The sequence below is a fragment of the Bacteroides sp. QWL-09 genome (assembly GCF_058683585.1).
In genome coordinates this window covers 58,073-77,730 of the sequence record NZ_CM178748.1, presented here as the reverse complement: position 1 = coordinate 77,730, position 19,658 = coordinate 58,073, and the positions used below count along the sequence as shown (strand labels likewise).

14 protein-coding genes, 1 pseudogene and 1 CRISPR repeat array are annotated in these 19,658 nt (G+C 43.0%); of the genes and pseudogenes, 6 read left to right on the top strand and 9 right to left on the bottom strand.

Annotation, left to right across the window (positions count from 1 at the left end; all coding sequences use genetic code 11):
• Positions 1–122: 122 nt before the first annotated feature.
• The 5 genes and pseudogenes from AC4PG5_RS00305 to AC4PG5_RS00285 form a co-directional block, all read right to left on the bottom strand.
• Positions 123–647, bottom strand: a complete 525-nt coding sequence (locus AC4PG5_RS00305) for a hypothetical protein (RefSeq protein WP_492029516.1) — start codon at positions 645–647, stop codon at positions 123–125.
• Positions 610–1,344: an ImmA/IrrE family metallo-endopeptidase gene (locus AC4PG5_RS00300; RefSeq protein WP_492029515.1), complete on the bottom strand. Its 735-nt coding sequence runs from the start codon at positions 1,342–1,344 to the stop codon at positions 610–612. Before AC4PG5_RS00300 ends, AC4PG5_RS00305 begins: the two co-directional genes overlap by 38 nt.
• Positions 1,331–1,684: a helix-turn-helix domain-containing protein gene (locus AC4PG5_RS00295; RefSeq protein ID WP_492029514.1), complete on the bottom strand. Its 354-nt coding sequence runs from the start codon at positions 1,682–1,684 to the stop codon at positions 1,331–1,333. Before AC4PG5_RS00295 ends, AC4PG5_RS00300 begins: the two co-directional genes overlap by 14 nt.
• A 665-nt stretch (positions 1,685–2,349) precedes the next feature.
• Positions 2,350–4,053, bottom strand: a pseudogene (locus AC4PG5_RS00290) (bifunctional DNA primase/helicase); the annotation flags it as partial.
• Between the two features lie 186 nt (positions 4,054–4,239).
• On the bottom strand, positions 4,240–5,460 hold the full coding sequence (locus tag AC4PG5_RS00285; RefSeq protein ID WP_492029513.1) for a DUF7833 domain-containing protein: 1,221 nt from the start codon (positions 5,458–5,460) through the stop codon (positions 4,240–4,242).
• Positions 5,461–5,649: 189 nt separating this feature from the next.
• Between AC4PG5_RS00285 and AC4PG5_RS00280 the strand changes: the two genes are divergently transcribed.
• The 3 genes from AC4PG5_RS00280 to AC4PG5_RS00270 all read left to right on the top strand — a co-directional run bounded on the left by AC4PG5_RS00280 (position 5,650) and on the right by AC4PG5_RS00270 (position 8,469).
• Positions 5,650–7,080, top strand: coding sequence for a hypothetical protein (locus tag AC4PG5_RS00280; protein WP_492029512.1), 1,431 nt, complete (start codon positions 5,650–5,652; stop codon positions 7,078–7,080).
• A 36-nt stretch (positions 7,081–7,116) separates the two neighbouring features.
• Positions 7,117–7,899 carry a DNA-directed RNA polymerase subunit alpha C-terminal domain-containing protein gene (locus AC4PG5_RS00275; RefSeq protein ID WP_492029511.1) on the top strand — a complete coding sequence of 261 codons (783 nt, stop codon included), beginning with the start codon at positions 7,117–7,119 and terminating at the stop codon, positions 7,897–7,899.
• Positions 7,900–8,058: 159 nt separating this feature from the next.
• Positions 8,059–8,469, top strand: a complete 411-nt coding sequence (locus AC4PG5_RS00270; RefSeq protein ID WP_492029510.1) for a hypothetical protein — start codon at positions 8,059–8,061, stop codon at positions 8,467–8,469.
• Between the two features lie 39 nt (positions 8,470–8,508).
• A CRISPR array of direct repeats spans positions 8,509–10,552; the repeat unit is 47 nt; unit sequence GTTGTGATTTGCTCTCAAATTAGTATCTTTGAACCATTGGTTACAGC.
• 130 nt (positions 10,553–10,682) lie between these two features.
• Here AC4PG5_RS00270 and cas2 read toward each other — a convergent pair.
• Genes cas2 through cas9 form a run of 3 tightly spaced genes read right to left on the bottom strand, consistent with a single transcriptional unit; the run spans position 10,683 to position 16,506 of the window.
• On the bottom strand, positions 10,683–11,015 hold the full coding sequence (cas2, locus tag AC4PG5_RS00265; RefSeq protein ID WP_492029509.1) for a CRISPR-associated endonuclease Cas2: 333 nt from the start codon (positions 11,013–11,015) through the stop codon (positions 10,683–10,685).
• The gene (cas1, locus tag AC4PG5_RS00260; RefSeq protein WP_492029508.1) at positions 11,015–11,947 is read right to left on the bottom strand and encodes a type II CRISPR-associated endonuclease Cas1; all 933 of its coding nucleotides are present in this window, start codon (positions 11,945–11,947) and stop codon (positions 11,015–11,017) included. Before cas1 ends, cas2 begins: the two co-directional genes overlap by 1 nt.
• Positions 11,944–16,506 (bottom strand): type II CRISPR RNA-guided endonuclease Cas9, encoded by a 4,563-nt coding sequence (gene cas9 / locus AC4PG5_RS00255; protein WP_492029507.1) that lies wholly within the window; start codon positions 16,504–16,506, stop codon positions 11,944–11,946. The genes cas1 and cas9 overlap by 4 nt, the downstream gene beginning before the upstream one ends.
• Positions 16,507–16,769: 263 nt before the next feature.
• On the opposite strand from cas9, the gene AC4PG5_RS00250 reads away from it, so the two are divergent.
• The 3 genes from AC4PG5_RS00250 to AC4PG5_RS00240 are packed head-to-tail and all read left to right on the top strand — an operon-like array spanning position 16,770 to position 18,633.
• Positions 16,770–17,057, top strand: coding sequence for an HNH endonuclease (locus AC4PG5_RS00250; protein WP_492029506.1), 288 nt, complete (start codon positions 16,770–16,772; stop codon positions 17,055–17,057).
• Between the two features lie 15 nt (positions 17,058–17,072).
• Positions 17,073–17,639, top strand: coding sequence for a hypothetical protein (locus AC4PG5_RS00245; RefSeq protein ID WP_492029505.1), 567 nt, complete (start codon positions 17,073–17,075; stop codon positions 17,637–17,639).
• Positions 17,629–18,633 (top strand): DUF4407 domain-containing protein, encoded by a 1,005-nt coding sequence (locus AC4PG5_RS00240; protein WP_492029504.1) that lies wholly within the window; start codon positions 17,629–17,631, stop codon positions 18,631–18,633. The genes AC4PG5_RS00245 and AC4PG5_RS00240 overlap by 11 nt, the downstream gene beginning before the upstream one ends.
• A 47-nt stretch (positions 18,634–18,680) precedes the next feature.
• Here the strand turns inward: AC4PG5_RS00240 and AC4PG5_RS00235 are convergent, their stop codons facing one another.
• Entirely contained in the window at positions 18,681–19,658 is a 978-nt protein-coding gene (locus tag AC4PG5_RS00235) for a methyltransferase (protein ID WP_492029503.1), read from the bottom strand.

The following is a 19,658-nucleotide window of genomic DNA, read 5'->3' as shown; positions in this document are numbered from 1 at the left end:
GCAAGTAGAACAAAGCATTGTTGAGAAAGAGTCAAGACGAACTTTATTGTTTAAAGTGCAAAGATACGATAAATATTTGAATTATTGGATATTTTGCAAAAATAATAATAAAAATGAAGTATTCACACCGATACGGTGCAGATATATTTTGTGATATCAATATCGGGCAGCACGCTTCCTTTATTCCTAACCGTTTCTATAAACTCCCGGCACTCCTGTTCGGTCATCTTCCCCTTGCAATAAGCATAATATAAAAAATCGATCGTCGTCAGATAAGCAATCCCATTTTGAGCACAATACACTTTAATGTCGCTCAAATTACTGCTACCTAAAACATCCTGATTATACTTACAGTAAACCATACAAGCACTTTCACCCCGTCCACGATCTTGTTGAAGCGAGAAGAACTCTTTCATCGCCTCTCCCCGGGGCGCAAACCTTTCTTGCCTCATTTTAGGAAAGAGAGCCAGATATTTATCTAAATAATTTTTAGTTTTCGAACGTTTTGCCACCTCCTCATAAACCACATCCAAGATCAAGAAATCATACTCCGGAAAGATCTCAGGCAAAAGAGGAAAGCTATTCGCCTTCATAAAATGAATAATCACATCAGCATCGAGCACAATCTTCGTTTTCTGCCTTTCCATTACTATTGATTTTATGGAGTAATTCCCAATAGTGACCTTCCGATATTTTGTTCGCTTTGAACAAAGCATGAGCTTTCTCTCCAAAATCGCCGATCACCAATCCTTCATTTGCAGATTCATATAAAGAGGTGTCGTATCCATAACAGATGGCAGAGTTTTTCACCCCGATTAGCAACAAATCGGAATGCGTCTTTTTTTCAATCAATCCAATATTAAGCAAGCGATAAAGCAGTGCAGAGCGAGACACCGAAAAGTAATGTTCCAATTTTAAGATCGTACCAATCGACACCTCTTTACTGATCAACTCAGATTCAGGAATGAATTGACACAGCCCATCGCTAGGCATTAACAAGAAAGCCGCGAATAGATCAGCTTCCTGCTCTATCGTCGAGTTAACATACCCCGGGTTACATTTATGTGGTTTGGGGTTTTTCTCAACATACAAATGGTATAATTCATGAGCAATTGTAAAATGCTGTCTTCCTCGAGAGTGGTTAGAGTTAATCAACATAAACCGATGCTCGGAATTATCCTTCAAACACATCCCCGAGAAATTGTCCGACAACGGCTTGAAGACGGTGAGTACATTCAATTTCAATAGCAAACTTTTCAACGAAATAGGCTCACACGAACTCAGCCCATTCTCCTTACGGAACGCCGAAACCTGCTTCTCTATGACAAATCTATTTATTCTCATGCCTTGCAATGCGTTCCATTTTAAGATAAGACTTCACAATATCTCTGAAATGCGCCACCTCCCTCAGGTCATTTTCTTCCAGATCGGACATTCTAAAAGCCGTGGCCAAAATCTCATTCTGCGCCTCGACATGTTCTTCGAACAACAAGAAAGGTTCACACCCAAACAAATTTGAAAGGTTTTCCAAAACCTCATACGGGACTTCCCGCGTTCCTCCTTCATAATTACTATAAGCAGAACGTTCTATACCAACCGATTTAGCCACTTGCTCTTGTGTGAAATTGGACAGTTCTCTTATTTTTTTCAGATTATCTCCAACTATTTGATTAATCGTTTTCATAGGTACTCCTCCTTAAATTGTGTGGCAAAACTAGTCTTATTTTATAATAAATACAAATATTGACACACAAATGTTTATTTATTTAGTGTTAATTATAGCCTCTTCTCAACTTTTCAATAACAAACTCATATAAAGACGATTAGAACACACACCCATGCAATAAAAGCACCCCATTATTCGCACGATCGCATCCAATACCCTGCGTGGATAATTAATTATCTTACGTGAATAATTCCATATCCTGCGTGGATATCGAATTATCCACGCAGGATAAATCATCGCCCTCCAAGGTTTTCGGCACCAGCACGACTACGGCACACGACTACGATCGGCACCAGCACGACTACGGGCACCACCACTACGATAAGCACATTAACACTGCAATCTCTGCAATCACTGCAATCTCTTTCTTAATGATCCCCTACATCATCCTTTTCGTTATTCTTTTCGTTATCTTACCCATTATCGCCTACATTATCGCCTGCATTATCGCCTGCATTATCACCTACATCATCCTTTTCATCATCCTTTTCATGCCCCTCTACATCATTCGTTCCCGCGAACATCAACTCCCCCTGTTCGATTTCCGAAAACTCATCGAGCCAATTCGCCTCCACCTTCTTCGACCGTGCAGCCGGTGAACCCTGCCCCATCTTTCCATCGGGATGCACCTCGCTGAACGGCACATAACGCCCATTGCTCAAGTTGTAACAGAAGGTCACATCCCCTTTCTTACCCAGATGCTTAAACTTCACCTTGTCGACATAGAGATGCACCACCCCTAGCGCATCATCACGGTCGACCACCAACCCATAGTCCGCCTTATTAAAGAAGTCGGCCGACCCACTGATATCGTACATTTCCGGACGATGCGACTTACCCGTCAAGGCATCACGATACATCTTCTTCGGGTGCGCCACCAAGATGATGAGACAGTTGTAACGCTGCGCAAAACGCGTCAGGCGATTCAGGAACGACGAGAGATACTGCGTCTCAGTCTGCCCCGGTCGCGCATTATGATCGAAGCGGTTGAGCGGGTCGAGCACAAAGACACTACACTCCCGACGCACCACCAACTCGCGACACTTATTCAACACCACATCCGGCGTCGCCTCACCATCCGGACAGATATGCGTCACGTTGCGCGTCAAGAAGTTCACGACCTGATCGTAACGCCCCTGATTCATGTCACTGCTCGGCTGAAACTGACAACCCGTGAGCTTCTCGGCCAACTTCCGCAAGTGATAGACAATCGGGACATTCTCCGGACTAAAGAAGCCGATCTTCCAACCGTGACGGAGACAGAGCCGAAGCACCAACTCATCGACCCACTCCGACTTGCCACAGTTCGGGATACCCGTCACGATGGCCAGTCGCCGACGTTCATACGTACAAATCTCGTCCATCTCACTCCACCCCGTCTCGGCACCACGCGAGAAACCATTCTCGAACAACGCCCGCAAATCGCTCTTCAGATCGCTCGCCGTACACGCCCCCACAAGCGGCACCTCCTTGGCCTGCTCCATGACGATACGCAGACTCTCCGCACCGAACTTCTGCAAATGCTCATTCGCATCCTTACACCCCTCACCATAAGTCGCCACCCGACAACGCTCCGGTCCAAAGTACGTCAGTAGATTCTCACGCAACGCCAGTCCCGCCTCGTCAGTATCCGACGCCACGATCACCGTCCGCAGTCGCCCGAAGTGCGACTCTCGAAACCGATCGAGATACGTCAATCCCGCATTGGCACCGGCGGGTACCGAGATGACCGCCGAGAAGCCCACGGTAAGAAGCGACAGCGCATCGATCTCCCCTTCGGTGACATAGATCTGTTCCGCGTCACGCACACTGTCGATGTTATACGGGATCAGCTCCGCCCCCTGCACCATCTTGAAATGCTTGCTCCCACTCCGGAACTTCGTGTTTACCAACCGCTCATTCTCGAAATAGTTGAAACAGACACACCGTTCACGCTTCTCCGATTGAGGCATCCATTCCTCCTGCTCCGTGATCTTCATCCGTCGGATCACCTCCTGCGAGAGACAACGTTCCTCGACCAGCCACCGCTCCAACCGTTCGGAGATCGATAACTTCGTGACGTCGAACACCGGTCGCCTGAAGTGCTGCGGCACCTCCTCCCGACGTGATTTTTGTTGCCGCTCCCGCCGCCGATCCTCCTCATCGTCATCGGGCACCACGAAGGTCACCCCACAATGGAAACAGTGGCACACCCCTTTGTCGATGTCGACCAACAACGAACGGTCGCGCTTGTTGCGGCGGGTCGACCGACAACGTTCGCAATAGGTTTTTACTCTTCCTGCCGAATGTCCGCGCAAATCGACATTATACTTTCTGAAATTTCTCATGGTCGTATTTCGTTTAAGATTAAAATCAAGTTTAAGTTTAAGATCAAGATTAAGATCAAGATTAAGATTAAAATCAAGATCTGGGTTAAGATCAAGGTTAAGATCAGGTTTAAGATCAAGACTAAGGTTAAGTTTAAGATCAAGATCAGATCATAAGACTTTATCAAGTCATAAAGCTTTATCAGATCATCGCCAATACAATCGCCGTTCGTCCCACACCGACTCACGAGAGGGACGAGGAGGCGCATCGGGAGGAATCACATTTCCGCAATAAGTGCGGCAACCGTCGATCAACTCTTCAAACCGATAAGGATTCTCTTCCCAACGGCGTTGTTCCTCACGATCGAGTTCCACCGCAACTTTCTTACACGTGGGACTCCCTTCGCGCATGAAATTGGCGAAGTAATACTTCACATCCGAAGGAGATTTCAACCCCACATCCGTACCCAGCAACCGCACGTGACGTTTAAAAGCCTCGACGATAAACGCCTTATCTTTGATAAACCGCTCGTTCAATCCCGAATGCACCGCCATCATTTTTTGGTAACCCTCCGGGGAAAGAATCTCATCAAGCATCGACTCCCATGAGGAAGAGCCGGAAGAAGCCACCGACTTTTCTTGATGCTTTCTTTTTCTTTTTATCTCTCTCTCTTTATATAAAGAGATACTACTGTTACTAAAGCGCGCGCGTACGCGGGAGGACAAATTTCTATCTTTCAGCGCGTTACAGGTTCGAAGTTCCATTCGATTAACATTTCGATTAACAGTGGCGTTAACAGTTGCGTTAACAGTTGCATTAACAATTGTGTTATCAGATGCATTATCAACTGCGTGAACAATGGCGTTATCAGCTGCGTGAACAGTGGCGTTATCAGCTGCGTGAACAGTGGCATTATCAGTGGCGTGAACAGCAACATTATCAGTGGCGTGAACAGCAGCATTATCAGCTTCATTATCAGTTCGATCGGCAACTTCATTCCCATCCCTGTCCACATAGTCATTTACAGCCACACAATCGTCCGTCCGAACAGTCAGATCGTTGCCACCCCTTGTCAGATCATTACCGCCCCTTGTCAGATCGTTGCCACCCCTTGAATCCCCCATAAAAGAGCGTTCATTCCAACGAGCCGTCTCTTCCACGACCTTCACCGCAAACCGATTGTCGGTAAACAAGAACAAGTCGAAGTCGCGCACAATATGTATAAGATACGAATAGTTCACCCGGCACAAGCCCGTCAGCCAATGCAAGATGCCAAACGACGCCGAACGGTACGGCTGTCGGTTGAGTGTCAACAGAAGCAGATAGTAAACGCCCATTCCTTTCAGCCCCTCATTGACTAGCAACAACTGAAGCTTATCATCCACACACATCACACTCTCTCGGAAATTAAAATCTAATGTTTTCATCGTCAAAACCTTTATTTTTTAAATAATTTTCAGAGGGATAACTCCCTTAACCTGTTACACTTACAAAGGTCAGCATAAAAAAAAACATAACCGGTAAGGTAGACCTTACCGACTATAAAAAAAACAACATCTATCTTTGTAAACCACTGAATAAAAGGACAGTATTTCAACTATTTTTTTATAAAAACAATGAAAAACAACGATTTTAAACCACGTAAAGACAAAGAAGAACCGGCAGTCGATCTATGCTTATTGATCATCAAGTTACGATACTTTTGTCAACTTTCACTCGAGCAGATTTATGAAGACACAGACCAATGTAAGGAAACGACATTACGCATGGAGCACACCCTCAACTCCACCGTCAGTCATTATTTTAAAACCGTCTCTTATCTGTTGAAGGAAGCCAACTATAACTTCCATCTCCGACAATTCTTGGGTGCAATGTTATATTGCATATACAATCAACAGCGACTCGATATCATGCCTGTGCCGGTCGACTCTCCCATCCGCTCCGGAGAAACCATTTTCAGTCCTATCGACACGAATCACTTACTCAAGAAGCAAGAAGCCAACGAGCGGGTTCGCCAAGCTCAAAAAAACAAAAAGAGGGGAAGAAAGGAGAAGGTAAAAGCTAACCAACTCAAAGAAAAAAAGGAGAAAAAAGTCAAAGAGCCGAAGAAGGAAGTCAGTCAAGACTTAAACTTAAACTCAAACTCAAACTTAAACTCAAAGCCTAAATTAAAGAGAGAACAAGCGAACGAAATAAAAAACCAAACGGGAAAGGAGATCAAGAACCAAGCGGGAAAGGAGATCAAGGATCAAGCGACAGACAAGACAAAAAGTCAATCAACGGGCGAGGCAAAAAGTCAAACGGCAAGTAAGATAGAAAATCAAGCAGCAGGCAAGACGAAAAGTCAATCAATGGGCAGAGGAGTGAGTCAATTGGAGAGTAAACCAGTCAACAAACCGACTAGCAATTCGATGGGTAAATCGGTGAGTAAATCGGCAACCGAATCAGCTGGTCAATCGGCGAACCAATCAATAGGTGAATCGATAGGAGAATCAATAGGCAAATCGATGAACGAATCTACAAATAAACCACCAAAGAGAAACGCATCAGAACAGACACAAAAGCGAAGAATAAAGTGGAGACAAGAGAAAAGAAGAGCCCTCAATGAGGAACTTAAAACGAGCCAAAAAGAGCAAAGGAAAATAAAGCAGAAGAGTTACAGTCTCAAAAAAAGAATTGCACTACTGACTCAACAAATTGACAAGACAAAGAAGCAGATCGGCCTCAAACGACGAAGACCGGTGGTTGTCCCCGCCCCTTGTCCTCAATCACCCCCGGGGCTCATTCCATCGAACGAGCTAGAGCCAAGGGATTTCGATCCTAAGGATTTCGATCCTGAAGATTTCGATCCTGAAGATTTCGATCCTGAGGATGGTGCGTCATTATCCAAACGTTCAATCATTGAGAAGCCTTCGCTACTGAAAAAGCCTTCGCTACTGAAAAAACCTTCGCTACTGAAAAAACCTTCAACATCTAGCTTCCGGCAGCAAGAGTCTTTGTCGACCGACAGTAAAACAGACGACAACGATCCCCCTATCTGTCATTGAAATTAACCTTAATTATTCATTTTAAAAAAGAAAAACATGAATACCAATTCTTCCAGATCGAGCCAACGGCCGATCAATGAGCCGACCTACGGCATCGAATCATCTTCAAAAGCAAACGAGAAGCTTAAAAAAGAATGTGAAGCGTTCCCTAAAGAAAATGAGACGTTCCGTAAAGAGAACGAAACGCTCAGAAAAGCAAACGAAGTGATTAAAGCAGAAAACCAGTCGCTAAAGGCTGAACATGAAAAGATGCTGCTAGAAAAAGATTCTATCAAAAAAGAAGTACTAACCATGCAACAAGAGGCCAAGATCACGGCAAAAGAGGTCGGGGCTATGGCAAAGAATCAAAAAGCCATCAAAAAGGAGAACACGATTATAAAGAAGGAGAACACGCTCATGAGGAAAGAAAACATGGCTCTCAAAAAAGAGAACGTCGCCATCAGAGGTGAGAACCGATCTCTCAGGAATGAGAACAATTCCATCAAAAGTGAGAACAATTCTATCAAGAGCGAGAATAATCATTTTTGTCAAGTGATTACAACCTTACAACTGGAGATCACGCGCCATAAAAAGAGCGAAGAACAACTCCAAGTCGCTTGTCTATACGAGAGCATGCCCATCGAAGATCTAGAGCTCTCGCCAATCACCATAACCCGACTTGACAACGCGGGAATACATACCGTGGGCAATCTCCTGCTCTTCCCCACATCTGCCCTATTAAGGGTTTCGGGAATGAGCCTACCAATCGTGCAAGAGGTGGAGAAAGCTCTCATCCGTTATGGGATGACTTTACCGGACACAGAAGTGTTACCATTCTAAGACTATATTTAGGTATAAAGGTGCTGTTTTCAAAAAAGAGTCGTTCAATAAAGAGAACGGCTCTTCGCAGAGAATGTAATTGTTTTTATTTACTTTTTTAGTATCTTTGCACCATTGGTTACAACTTTAAAACTATCAATCGCAAAAGAACGTTAGCCTATGAATAAAGAGATGATATCCAACCTCGAGAAAAGACACAACCTTCATATTCATAAAATTTCCGAGGTGAATTTTGTGGCATTTGAGAACCACGAAAAACTAGGCCCATATACTTACATTATGAGCATGAAACACCCTAATTTAATGTTTCAATGTTTACCGTTCAAGACTGATGAAGACCTTGAAGCCTTCCGTCAGAAAGCACTATATACACACGAGATGGTACGCGGCTATCGCATTGCAGTGAATCTCGTAGGATCCTTACAAGACATCGGATTACGCGGTGATAATGCGAACGACATCAATCAGGATATTTTGGTCACTATAAAATGTGCCGCCAAATGGATCAAACTCTATCGCAAAATGGACGAAGATCCCCAATATATACCCTACAGAGTTGACACCAAATAGAGCCTAGCTGTTGTGATTTTTCACAAATTCAACAAAGACGGTGGGAGTTGCTCTAAAATTTGTATCTTTAAACCATTGGTTACAGCAACTAAATATAAATGAATATTATGGAACAAGCTGTGATTTGCTCTCAAATTAGTATCTTTGAACCATTGGTTACAGCAGGTAAGGCGGATGCTGTCAAGGAAGATGGTTGTGATTTGCTCTCAAATTAGTATCTTTGAACCATTGGTTACAGCTTTCAGATACAAAGAAAGATAAAATATTATGTTGTGATTTGCTCTCAAATTAGTATCTTTGAACCATTGGTTACAGCCTATATATATCTTGTAATTCTACTAGAGTAGTTGTGATTTGCTCTCAAATTAGTATCTTTGAACCATTGGTTACAGCTTCTTAACGGATAGATAGATGTCTGCTCCTGTTGTGATTTGCTCTCAAATTAGTATCTTTGAACCATTGGTTACAGCTAATAGCCGCTGTTGGATACAAAAATACTAGTTGTGATTTGCTCTCAAATTAGTATCTTTGAACCATTGGTTACAGCTGCTAAGCCAGTTATTCCAATGAAATAGAAGTTGTGATTTGCTCTCAAATTAGTATCTTTGAACCATTGGTTACAGCCAACTACTGATGTTCCACCTACAAATACTGGTTGTGATTTGCTCTCAAATTAGTATCTTTGAACCATTGGTTACAGCTGTTACTACGACATCTATACGTCACGATGCGTTGTGATTTGCTCTCAAATTAGTATCTTTGAACCATTGGTTACAGCTATGCTGTTTCCCGGTTGAATCAGGTTCCGGTTGTGATTTGCTCTCAAATTAGTATCTTTGAACCATTGGTTACAGCATCTATATGTATGTTTGTTGTCAAGACTAGTTGTGATTTGCTCTCAAATTAGTATCTTTGAACCATTGGTTACAGCGCAGCTTCGATAAATAACGCATCACAGCTGGTTGTGATTTGCTCTCAAATTAGTATCTTTGAACCATTGGTTACAGCACGAGGATGGCTCTATCTCAACGTGGACTGTTGTGATTTGCTCTCAAATTAGTATCTTTGAACCATTGGTTACAGCCATGCCATCAAGCAGACGCAGCTAAACTTTGTTGTGATTTGCTCTCAAATTAGTATCTTTGAACCATTGGTTACAGCGGTTGCGGATTTGAGCATTGCGGACGTTCTGTTGTGATTTGCTCTCAAATTAGTATCTTTGAACCATTGGTTACAGCCTTGCATCTCCTTCAACATGTTGCATAATAGTTGTGATTTGCTCTCAAATTAGTATCTTTGAACCATTGGTTACAGCTGCCGTGATGTGGGGATCATTCGCAGCCTCGTTGTGATTTGCTCTCAAATTAGTATCTTTGAACCATTGGTTACAGCATCTGTAATGTTTTCATTTTTTATTTACTTGTTGTGATTTGCTCTCAAATTAGTATCTTTGAACCATTGGTTACAGCACGCGAGTAATTTTATATTGAAGTTTTTCGTTGTGATTTGCTCTCAAATTAGTATCTTTGAACCATTGGTTACAGCTTCCGATGGGAAAGTGAGTTTCACAAAAGAGTTGTGATTTGCTCTCAAATTAGTATCTTTGAACCATTGGTTACAGCGAAAAAATGACTAACTAACTAGGAAGGTATGTTGTGATTTGCTCTCAAATTAGTATCTTTGAACCATTGGTTACAGCGTACACGTCTCATGTTAGTGGTCCATACCTGTTGTGATTTGCTCTCAAATTAGTATCTTTGAACCATTGGTTACAGCGAATCTATGTCGACCCCGATACTGGGTTAGTTGTGATTTGCTCTCAAATTAGTATCTTTGAACCATTGGTTACAGCAGTAAGCAGTCACTCGATGATTATATCAGAGTTGTGATTTGCTCTCAAATTAGTATCTTTGAACCATTGGTTACAGCCATAGGGAAAAATACCCTAGGAGATAACAAGTTGTGATTTGCTCTCAAATTAGTATCTTTGAACCATTGGTTACAGCCAATAACCTCGTTAGGAAGCCCATAATTCGGTTGTGATTTGCTCTCAAATTAGTATCTTTGAACCATTGGTTACAGCACGATCCACACAAACGACTGAAAAACAATGCTTTACAGAGCGTTTTAGGATTAAAAAAAAGCTGTATACACATTAAAAAATCCCGTAAGATTACGGGATTTTTTAATTCTATCAACACGACTATATTGCATTAGAAGAGCTCAAGTTGTTGCCCCGGAGTATTAATAGCATGTATTTTCTTGCCATAAAAGAGTTCTATCTCGCCAAATTGCTTATCGGTAATGCAAATAATACCGACTTGGCCAAATTCCGGCAAAAAAGACTTCACACGTTTAATATGCACCTTGGCGTTCTCACTGCTAGCACAATGCCTTACATAAATAGAAAATTGAAACATCGTAAAACCGTCTTTTTGAAGATTCTTACGGAAATCAGTATAGGCTTTTTTATCCTTCTTTGTTTCGGTAGGTAGATCAAAAAGTACAAGTATCCACATAATTCTATATTCACTAAAACGTTCCATTATCTCTCGGGATAAACAATTCGGCGAGACTCTCCACTAAAACATCGATAAAGTGATGCCGTGGTATGGGCTACTGCAACCATCAATGGACTGCGCTTACCTCCAATCACCACATCAAGTGTGGGGATCGTGAGCAACTGTGCCTTCAGTTCTTTATGAAGTGAATTACAATCGACTCGACTATCGAACAAGCGAACGACCAATTCATCGACATAAGGTCGATAAGGCTCCATAATGTCGTCGGCTAAGCAATAAGCATTGTATTTGTTATGATGAAAAATACCAAATGTTGGTAACAGTCCGCTGACAACCAATGAGCGCGCAACCACGGCACGCAGAATGGCATAGCCATAATTAAGGACATTATTAGGAGGTATGCCATTACGATCTCTAATAAATCCCGGCACATGACCAAACAACGACTTCCAATAAAAGGCTGCCGCACGAGCTTCCAGATTATCGGGATCACCGCTTTTCAAATCGTTTGCCCAGATACGCATGCAACGTACGTTCTCTTGGCGATACTCGGACAAGATCGTGGCTTGATTGTTGATCTTTGCCATCATGGTCTGTTGCCAAAGTTGCTTTTTCAAGGGTACAGACGCATTCAGCTGTTCATGAAAACGTTCACATTGAAGTTTATTCCCACACAAGGGAAGCAATAAACCCACCGGAAGACTTTTACTATCGCAGGTGATGATCGCACAATTATTTTCCAATAAAGCTTCCATCACTCCGGTAGTTAAAGTTATCTGTTTATGATCGAGTACCACAACGGCTATATCTTCAATCGGTTTGGTGAGCTCCGATTGCGCTTTAAAGCCTTCCGGAAGTTGATCGTTCTTTTCAACTTCCGGTAGCTTTATGACGAGTTGTTCGTTACGTAACGATAAGTAAGCCGGATTACCAAAGTATAAGGTTTTCTTTATCATTGCTCTCCTAAACGATTAATCTTAAATGGAACGCAAACCGATTTTATCATTTCACCCGTCCACGACTTTTCTGCTTTATTGTTTGCACCTAATTCTAACACATTAACAATAGGTGTAGAAATGAAATACGGAACAAAAAAACATTGATTTCCTGTTGAAGACACCATCTTATAAACTCTTGTCTTATCAATCTTACTCCAATCTATTCCGGAGATTTGCTCTTCGGGGGTTGGCACATAAACAAGATCGTTTGGCGAAAGAGAGAAGAGCAAGGTATCACCCTTCTCATTCGTTTCGTTGATCGAACTCCATCCCATCTTCTGACGTTCGATGACTTCGTTCAAAGGAACGGTTGTGTAACTTCGTTGTCCGTCTTTTGTTTGATAAACAGCAAAAAACAGATTAGTTCCTTTGGCCGATTCAACATATTTATCGACTTTGCTTCCGGTATAACCCACTTTAAATTTTAGACCGAGCGACTCGTAAACTCGTACTTTCAGAATCGGCTGATGAAACTTTCCATTGTTCAATGTTACAATGTTTTTATTCATGGCATCAATTCCATCTTCAGAGAAAGCTAGTTCTGGCTTATTCTCGTTGGCTTCCAAGTGAGCTAACAGAATCTTTTGTATACCTGTATCCGTGACCGATTCTTCGATCTTCTTCCGATTAAAGCTAGTATCGAGCACTTTACGACAAGCCACAAATGGCTCATTGGTCTGATCACTAAAATAGTAAACGGCAACTTTGGCCGGGGAGAGTTCTTTCCACAAAGAGGCATTCTCTTTGAAATACTTCTCAATCTTCTTCTTATCGTAGCCATAAGACAAAAGCTGCCGAACTTGGGCCTTCACTTTCTTATCGACAATAAGTTCCGGAGTCTCTAAAGCCACAGAAAGACGGACCTCTTTTTGCTGGCGTAGATTGACACGTCCATAAACGGTCTCCTTGTGCAACGGCTTACGAATAGCCCAACTATCACCTTTCACTTGTTCACGATTGGTTTTCTTACCGGTCGACGGATCAAAACCTTCGGTATAGTTCTTCGTTTTGTTTATCACACGCAGGTTCTGCTTGAAACTGACAATAATATCGGATAAGCTTTGACGAACCTCTTGGGTAAAGGTGTCCCAAGGTTTCTTAACCACCCATCGGTAATTACCGCCGGCATCGGTCTTTTGTTTCTCACAAAGCAGATGTTTTAAATCGTTACGCGAACAGGCTGCTTTGGCAGAAGCCGATTCGTTATTGAGATAGTTCACATGATTACGATTGGCACAAGCAATCACAATGGCATCCATTGCATGGTGACGATGGTCGATACGTTTCTTATTAAACCCTCTTTGATATTCTAATGGCATGGCGGTTTGAAAGTATCGCTTACCATCGGCATTCTCCCAATGTCCAAATTGGTTATTGGGCAGTTTGTCGTTCATCCGCTCAAAACGTGGTGTAACAATACTATTCCAAACATCATTCACCCCCCAATCTCTTTTCAGTCGGTCGGTCACTCCACCGGTACAGACGATGACATTCTTCGAGATGGCTTCCGGCTCGTAAGTGCCATCGGGAAGTTCTTCGCGAACGATATTCGACAATAGACTTTTGACCACTTTGCTGATGTAACGGGTGTCGTTCAGCTGACGCTCGATGAACTTCTCCGGGATCTCGTCCATCATGAGGTTTCTCATCTTGCTAGGCACTTTACCGTAATGATCTTTCACAAAAGATTCGTAGGCTTCTACACTCAGAACTTTGACTGTGCGACCAAAGCTAAGTTCAACCAATCGTCCGGCATTCGCTTTGATAAACTCATAGCCTAGCTGATTATCTTTAAGTTTGTTGACTTCCGATTCACAGATCACTTTATTGTTGAAGGAGTCGTCGAAGTAACGCGACTGTGGAATGATGTGCTCTATCTGATAGGCGGTGGTAAAGAGTTTGCCCAACGGAATAATCTCACCGGTATAGGGCGAACGGTATTTCTGTTCTAGCCAAAGCTTGTAGCGTAATACTTCGGACGTTGTCGGGTGTTTCTTAACGTCACTTTCTTTAAACTTCTTCAAGATCGCGAGGATATCGTCGGGCACTTCTTCATCGCCGTTCAATGCGGCATCTTCGTAAATACGGAGAATCTCTTGCTGGCTAGGAGAATAAGGGCGTACATTCTCAATAGCGAACTGAGGATTCATAAACTCTGCAAGAAGGGCTTTGATGCGAAGATTGGCGTTTTCGTTCTCTAGATTTCTCAAAGTCATCTGTTTCCGCTTATCGGCCGGGTTCTTCATCTCGCGACCGAGTTCAACATGGATCTCATCGATCCGGCCAGCTTTGCGCCAGAGGTCGCGAACCACACGAAGGGTTTCAAGGATGACTTGCTCGACAATCGGATTGCGCAAGGCGTGTTGTTTGAATCCTTTAATATAGGCTTCTAAATCTTCGGGGCTATGCCACTTCTTGATTTCACTCGCTTCTGAATGACGTCCATAAGCGACGTAACAAGCCTGCCAAAGGGGTAATCCGCTAAACTGTTCGATTCCTCCAAAGGTTATCTTGCTTTGAGCCTTTTGTGTCCATTTTTCGTCTAATTCGCCTGCAATGAGTTGGTGAATTCGTTCTTGCGTGGAGGCATCGATCGCTTCGACTGTCCAACAGGACCCGCGTCGCATCAAAGGCAACAGTTTCTTGATGGCTTTGGCGGAATAAGCGCCATATTCTTTTTTAAACGGAGGGAATTTCAGGAACACTTCAACAAACTGTTCGTTGAGTTCGTAGGTCGATGCAAAGCGTTTCAGTGCGGTTGCTAACTCATGTTTGTCTTCAACGGAATAGAGGAGATGCCACAAATGGTGTTCGATTGTTGGTAGGGTCCGGGGTGCCGTATGAGCGCCTTTGGACTGTAGCTTTGCGGGTTGATTTAAGAACTCCGCAGGAAGTCCGGCTTTAGTCAAAGCATGGATCATCAAATCACGGGTCTCATTGCAAGGATAAGCTTTATCTTCAACATAGTTCCAACGATAGCGATCGGCATTCTTCTTTAATCCAAAAGGTGGATATTTCAAAAAGGTGGCTTGCTTGATCTCTTTTCGATCGTTCAACCAAGTAAATAAGGCTACATAATCATCGGGAGTCTTTAGAAAGTCGGCCGTGACATCAACATCGAATTGAAGGCGACCGTCGACTATTTTTTCTTTCTCGTAAAGACGAATATTGTCGATGAATTGCCACAAACGGAATTCTTGAAAGAGGAGGTGCGATTTCGCAATGCACTTCACGCCGACAGAGTGAATCTCACCGGAAGAACGGTCGACGTATTCGTGCGACTCGTATGGACAATTGTCGATCAAGCTCTTTTTGCTTTTTAACAAGCGCTGATAGAAAAGAATATCGTCGACTAATAAATAAACAAAGTCACGCGCCGAAATATTGTTCTTATACTCTTTGTTTTGAGGATAAAGGACGTTCAGGCAGGCTTCATAAAGGGTACGATCGGTTAGCTCGGGATGAAAGGCCATTTGCTGACGAAGGATCGCCTTGAGCTCATCTTTGTAGAAACGACGTTCGACGGTATGCACCAGCTTGCCCTTGATCTTCTGATTTGGATTTTGTAGAAGCGTATCATAAATATAGGCTCCAACCGTTTTTCCACTTTGATCAATATCGAATTCGGTCTTTTTCTTCAAAAGTTTCCATTCATCCTCCTTAGGTGCACGAAACGATCGTTTCACCTGACCGTCCTTATCGGTTTTTGGGGTACCATCGGGAGCTAAGTCGGTGGTCACAATAAACTCTTTGATTTTACCTTCCCAATCAAGAGGGACACGACTTGAACGACGATAAATCCAACCGTTCTCGAGATATACATTATACCAAACATCCTGCCCTTTCCGATCATCGGTCGCTTCTACCCGATCGACTCTTAAAGCGTAGTAACGCTCATCTTTATTGGCCTTTTCTTCATCCTCTTCACCACGCAACTGATAGTAGCCTCGTTTCTGATTGAAATTTAACAGTATCCATGCCAATTCTTCTTTACTAATTTTAGCAGATAATGCTTTTTTTCGTAAATAATAAATGGTCCAATCGTAAGGAACTTGTCGCCCTTCGGAGACTAATGCGGGTTGATGAACCCGAAAATCGTTCAACATTTCTTCAAAAGATTCCCGGAAAAGAAACTCATAAGTCTTTGGAGCAATTTCCACCCAAGCCAATTTAGGCTCTGAATGAGCCTTGAATTTTGCCGAATGATTAGAGAAGTCGATCGATTGGCTAAAATGTTCCGGTAAGAATCCCATGGTATTCAATACCTTTAACATCCTTTCGCGTCGCAATAAGCTACGCTCACGGATACGCCGCACTAGACGAAAATTGGTACGTTCATGCGCTTGCGACTGAACATTCCCCTTATCAAAATCGCCAAGTGTGGCTGCATCCATTGGTATAATGCGACTACCCGATAGTTCTATGCACTGTGTCTCTTCCTCTCCCTTTTGGTTGAGTCTGACTACAGCCCAACCTATACTATTTGTCCCAAGATCTAAACCTAAAACCCGTTTCATGATAAAATATTTATTATTTAAGTCAAAAGTATATTTTTTTTCCAAAAGAAAGAATAAACTATTAAAAACATTATTATATTTGCAACACTAATTTTGAAGCAAATCACAATAAGGATTATTCCGTTGTGAAAACTTTAGGTTGCCCTCGTCCTATAACGGGGGCTTTTTTAATACGAATCTGCAACTTTAATAAACGCCTATACGTCTAATATATTTAGTGATTAACGTTCTCTAGCAAGAGACATAAAAGCCACAACTCATATATGAATAACCACAACGATGAACATGGTTCATATCGAGAACTCTTATTTGATAAGCGATGGATGGAAAAACGCGCCAATATCATTAAAAGAGATCAGTACAAATGTGCCATCTGTGGTGCAACAGATCGACTGACCGTACATCACAAACAATATCATTTCAATCTACGAACGAAAAAGAAGTGCGCTCCATGGGAGTACGACGATAAATATCTTGTCACTCTTTGTGAATCATGCCACAAACGAGGACATTATAAATACGATATTCCAATGAAGAATATTAATCATTAACACATATCATATCTTATGGGATTATTTTCATCACTATTCGGCTCAAAGAAGCCGACTGAACCAATCGCCGCCCCGGAAGCACCGGCTAAAGAGCTTCCGGAGATCAGACCTGAAGATTTTGTCGACCACTCCGACCCGGATAATACACCTTCTGGGAAAATCTATTATGGAACAAGCATGCCTATTGATGCGGTCTATGCTTTTATCAGTAGAGACTATGAGGAAGATGGGTATAATGATGCCATGTGTAATGCGGATTGTGCTTACAAAGATTCGAAGAAGGTAATTATCCGAAATGAACTGAAACGACTGTTCGAACAGGTTACTTTGCGTTATAAGGGAGACTTAAGGGATATCGAGGTACAAATCGGTATTCTCGAACAGCAAGGACTGATTAATACTTCATTGACTTTAAAAGCTAGAAAGCAAACTTATCTGGAACACATGGAGGTGTTGGCACAAATGAGAACTTCGCTCGACAGAGATGAAGAGCAGTTATTGAGTATGGTCAAGTCGTACGAAAGAGGCTTTTTAAAGGGGTTAGCAGCTAAATCGGAAACTTTACTACGTCATGAGAGATAAGAATAAGGTCGGCTTTCTGACCAAAATCGGCTGCTTCCTGATTGGATGGGATGCGAACATTCTAAGGGAATGTGGTGAGGCGAGCCATCGTTCGCTGAAAAAGTATATCTCGGCAATCATCATCTTGATTGCGATCTGGGGAACAATTGGTTTCTGCTTTGCGGATAACTATATCGGAATAGATAGCTTGCTCGGTAAGATCGCGGTATCGGCGGTATTTGTGGCTATCATCATTTGCATCGAACGGTATATCATACTTACCGGGAAACTCGGTTTTATGGCTGTGGTACGTTTCTTTCTAGCGTTTCTTATGGCGGTCTTGGGATCGGCCATCTTCGACCAGATTATCTTTAAGAATGATATTCAGGTGAAGATGAAGGAGATCAGAACGGAACAGATCAATAAGGAGATTCCTAAACGGATGCACTTTTTGGATGCAGACATTGTACGCGTCACGCAAACCATCGACTCGCTGGGAAAGGCAAACATCGAACTTTATGATAAGCTCGACAAACGACCGGTGATCGCGGCTACTGATGTGCAGACCATCACCCGACAGACAGGGGTGGATAGCGATGGGAAACCGATCTTGGAGAAAACAACCAACGTGACGAAACGTAATGTGGAAAATCCGTTAAGCGGTCAGGTGAAAGCGAATGAAGAGGCTCTGAAAGCGGCGGTCAAGCAGCTGGAGGATTTTCAAAAAAGGAAGATGACAGTGGCCGACGAGGTACGGAAGGAGTACGAAGAGGCGGAAACGGGATTCTTAGAGGAGTTGAAAGCATTATTCGGCATCTTAAGCGAGGATGGTGTGGCTCTAGCCTTTTATCTGTTCTTGTTTGCGTTTCTGATGTCGCTGGAATTATTGGTGGTGACGAGCAAAAGTGCCGACCAGCATTGCGATTATGATCTGATCGTGGAGCATCAGTTGAAGATTAAGAGCGAAACACTTAAAAATACGGAGAATAGTCTGTTGATTAAAGGAAGGGAGTGACGGATGTCACTCCTTTCTTTTTATGATAGGTTAGCCGTGCTGCATGGTTATTTCTTTACGGCGATCATCTGCGATAGTCCTCCATCGAGTCTTACTCTTCTGATGGCCGTGAAACCGGCATGAATCAGCCAATCGCTCACCTCTTTCTCGGAGTAGCAACCTCCATCGTTCACGCCAACCAGCATATTGATTGAGAAGATTGCTCCGGCCACCGGTTCGGTCTTGTCATCATTCATGATCCAGTCTTGTATCACGATCTGTCCATTGGGATTTAGGGCTCGATAACACTTCCGGATCAGTTCTTGATTGATCTCGGAGGAGTTGCCGTGAACGATGGCGGATAAGAAAGCCAAGTCGTAACCTTGTGGTAACTCATTCTGGGTATAGTCGCCTGCACAAAACTCGATCTGACCGGCGAAGCCTTCTTTTTCGACGATCGCTCTGGAGATGGGAACGACATTGGGCAGATCAAAAATGACGGCTTTCAGAGTGGGTTTCGATTGGATAAATGCCATACTGTAGCATCCCGAACCACCGCCAACATCTAGCATTGAATGAACTCCTTGCAAATCGATCTTGGCAACTTGGGAAGGGGCTTGCTTCATGCCTCTGTCGTGCATCGCGTGGATAAATGCACTGAGCCATTGATCGCCACGATTGTTTATATCGACTTGCTGAACGGCTTCACCTGTTTTCACCACCTCAGTCAGCTGACTCCAGGTATTCCACAGATGATTGGTGTGCATGAATCCTGCCATGTAGGAAGGACTATCAGCAGAGAGATAGGTCTGCGAGAGTTCGGTATTTGTGAATTTCCCTTTCTCCTTACGGAGCAGTTCCAAGGCAACCAGAGCGTTTAACAATCGCTCGGTAGCCCTATGATTTAGTTTCAGTCTCTTTGAGATTTCCATCGAGTCTAGACTCTGACGACCGATACACGTGAAGACATCTAGTTCGTAGGCCGTCAGAAGAATTCTGCTATCCCGAAAGGCCATAAACATTTCTCTTAATTCTGATACATCCAT

What these genes read in the sequence shown, in the direction of transcription:
- AC4PG5_RS00305 (WP_492029516.1), bottom strand. Translation starts at nt 647, where the DNA reads ATGGAAAGGCAGAAAACGAAGATTGTGCTCGATGCTGATGTGATTATT.
- AC4PG5_RS00300 (WP_492029515.1), bottom strand. Translation starts at nt 1,344, where the DNA reads ATGAGAATAAATAGATTTGTCATAGAGAAGCAGGTTTCGGCGTTCCGT.
- AC4PG5_RS00295 (WP_492029514.1), bottom strand. Translation starts at nt 1,684, where the DNA reads ATGAAAACGATTAATCAAATAGTTGGAGATAATCTGAAAAAAATAAGA.
- AC4PG5_RS00285 (WP_492029513.1), bottom strand. Translation starts at nt 5,460, where the DNA reads ATGAAAACATTAGATTTTAATTTCCGAGAGAGTGTGATGTGTGTGGAT.
- AC4PG5_RS00280 (WP_492029512.1), top strand. Translation starts at nt 5,650, where the DNA reads ATGAAAAACAACGATTTTAAACCACGTAAAGACAAAGAAGAACCGGCA.
- AC4PG5_RS00275 (WP_492029511.1), top strand. Translation starts at nt 7,117, where the DNA reads ATGAATACCAATTCTTCCAGATCGAGCCAACGGCCGATCAATGAGCCG.
- AC4PG5_RS00270 (WP_492029510.1), top strand. Translation starts at nt 8,059, where the DNA reads ATGAATAAAGAGATGATATCCAACCTCGAGAAAAGACACAACCTTCAT.
- cas2 (WP_492029509.1), bottom strand. Translation starts at nt 11,015, where the DNA reads ATGGAACGTTTTAGTGAATATAGAATTATGTGGATACTTGTACTTTTT.
- cas1 (WP_492029508.1), bottom strand. Translation starts at nt 11,947, where the DNA reads ATGATAAAGAAAACCTTATACTTTGGTAATCCGGCTTACTTATCGTTA.
- cas9 (WP_492029507.1), bottom strand. Translation starts at nt 16,506, where the DNA reads ATGAAACGGGTTTTAGGTTTAGATCTTGGGACAAATAGTATAGGTTGG.
- AC4PG5_RS00250 (WP_492029506.1), top strand. Translation starts at nt 16,770, where the DNA reads ATGAATAACCACAACGATGAACATGGTTCATATCGAGAACTCTTATTT.
- AC4PG5_RS00245 (WP_492029505.1), top strand. Translation starts at nt 17,073, where the DNA reads ATGGGATTATTTTCATCACTATTCGGCTCAAAGAAGCCGACTGAACCA.
- AC4PG5_RS00240 (WP_492029504.1), top strand. Translation starts at nt 17,629, where the DNA reads ATGAGAGATAAGAATAAGGTCGGCTTTCTGACCAAAATCGGCTGCTTC.
- AC4PG5_RS00235 (WP_492029503.1), bottom strand. Translation starts at nt 19,658, where the DNA reads ATGGATGTATCAGAATTAAGAGAAATGTTTATGGCCTTTCGGGATAGC.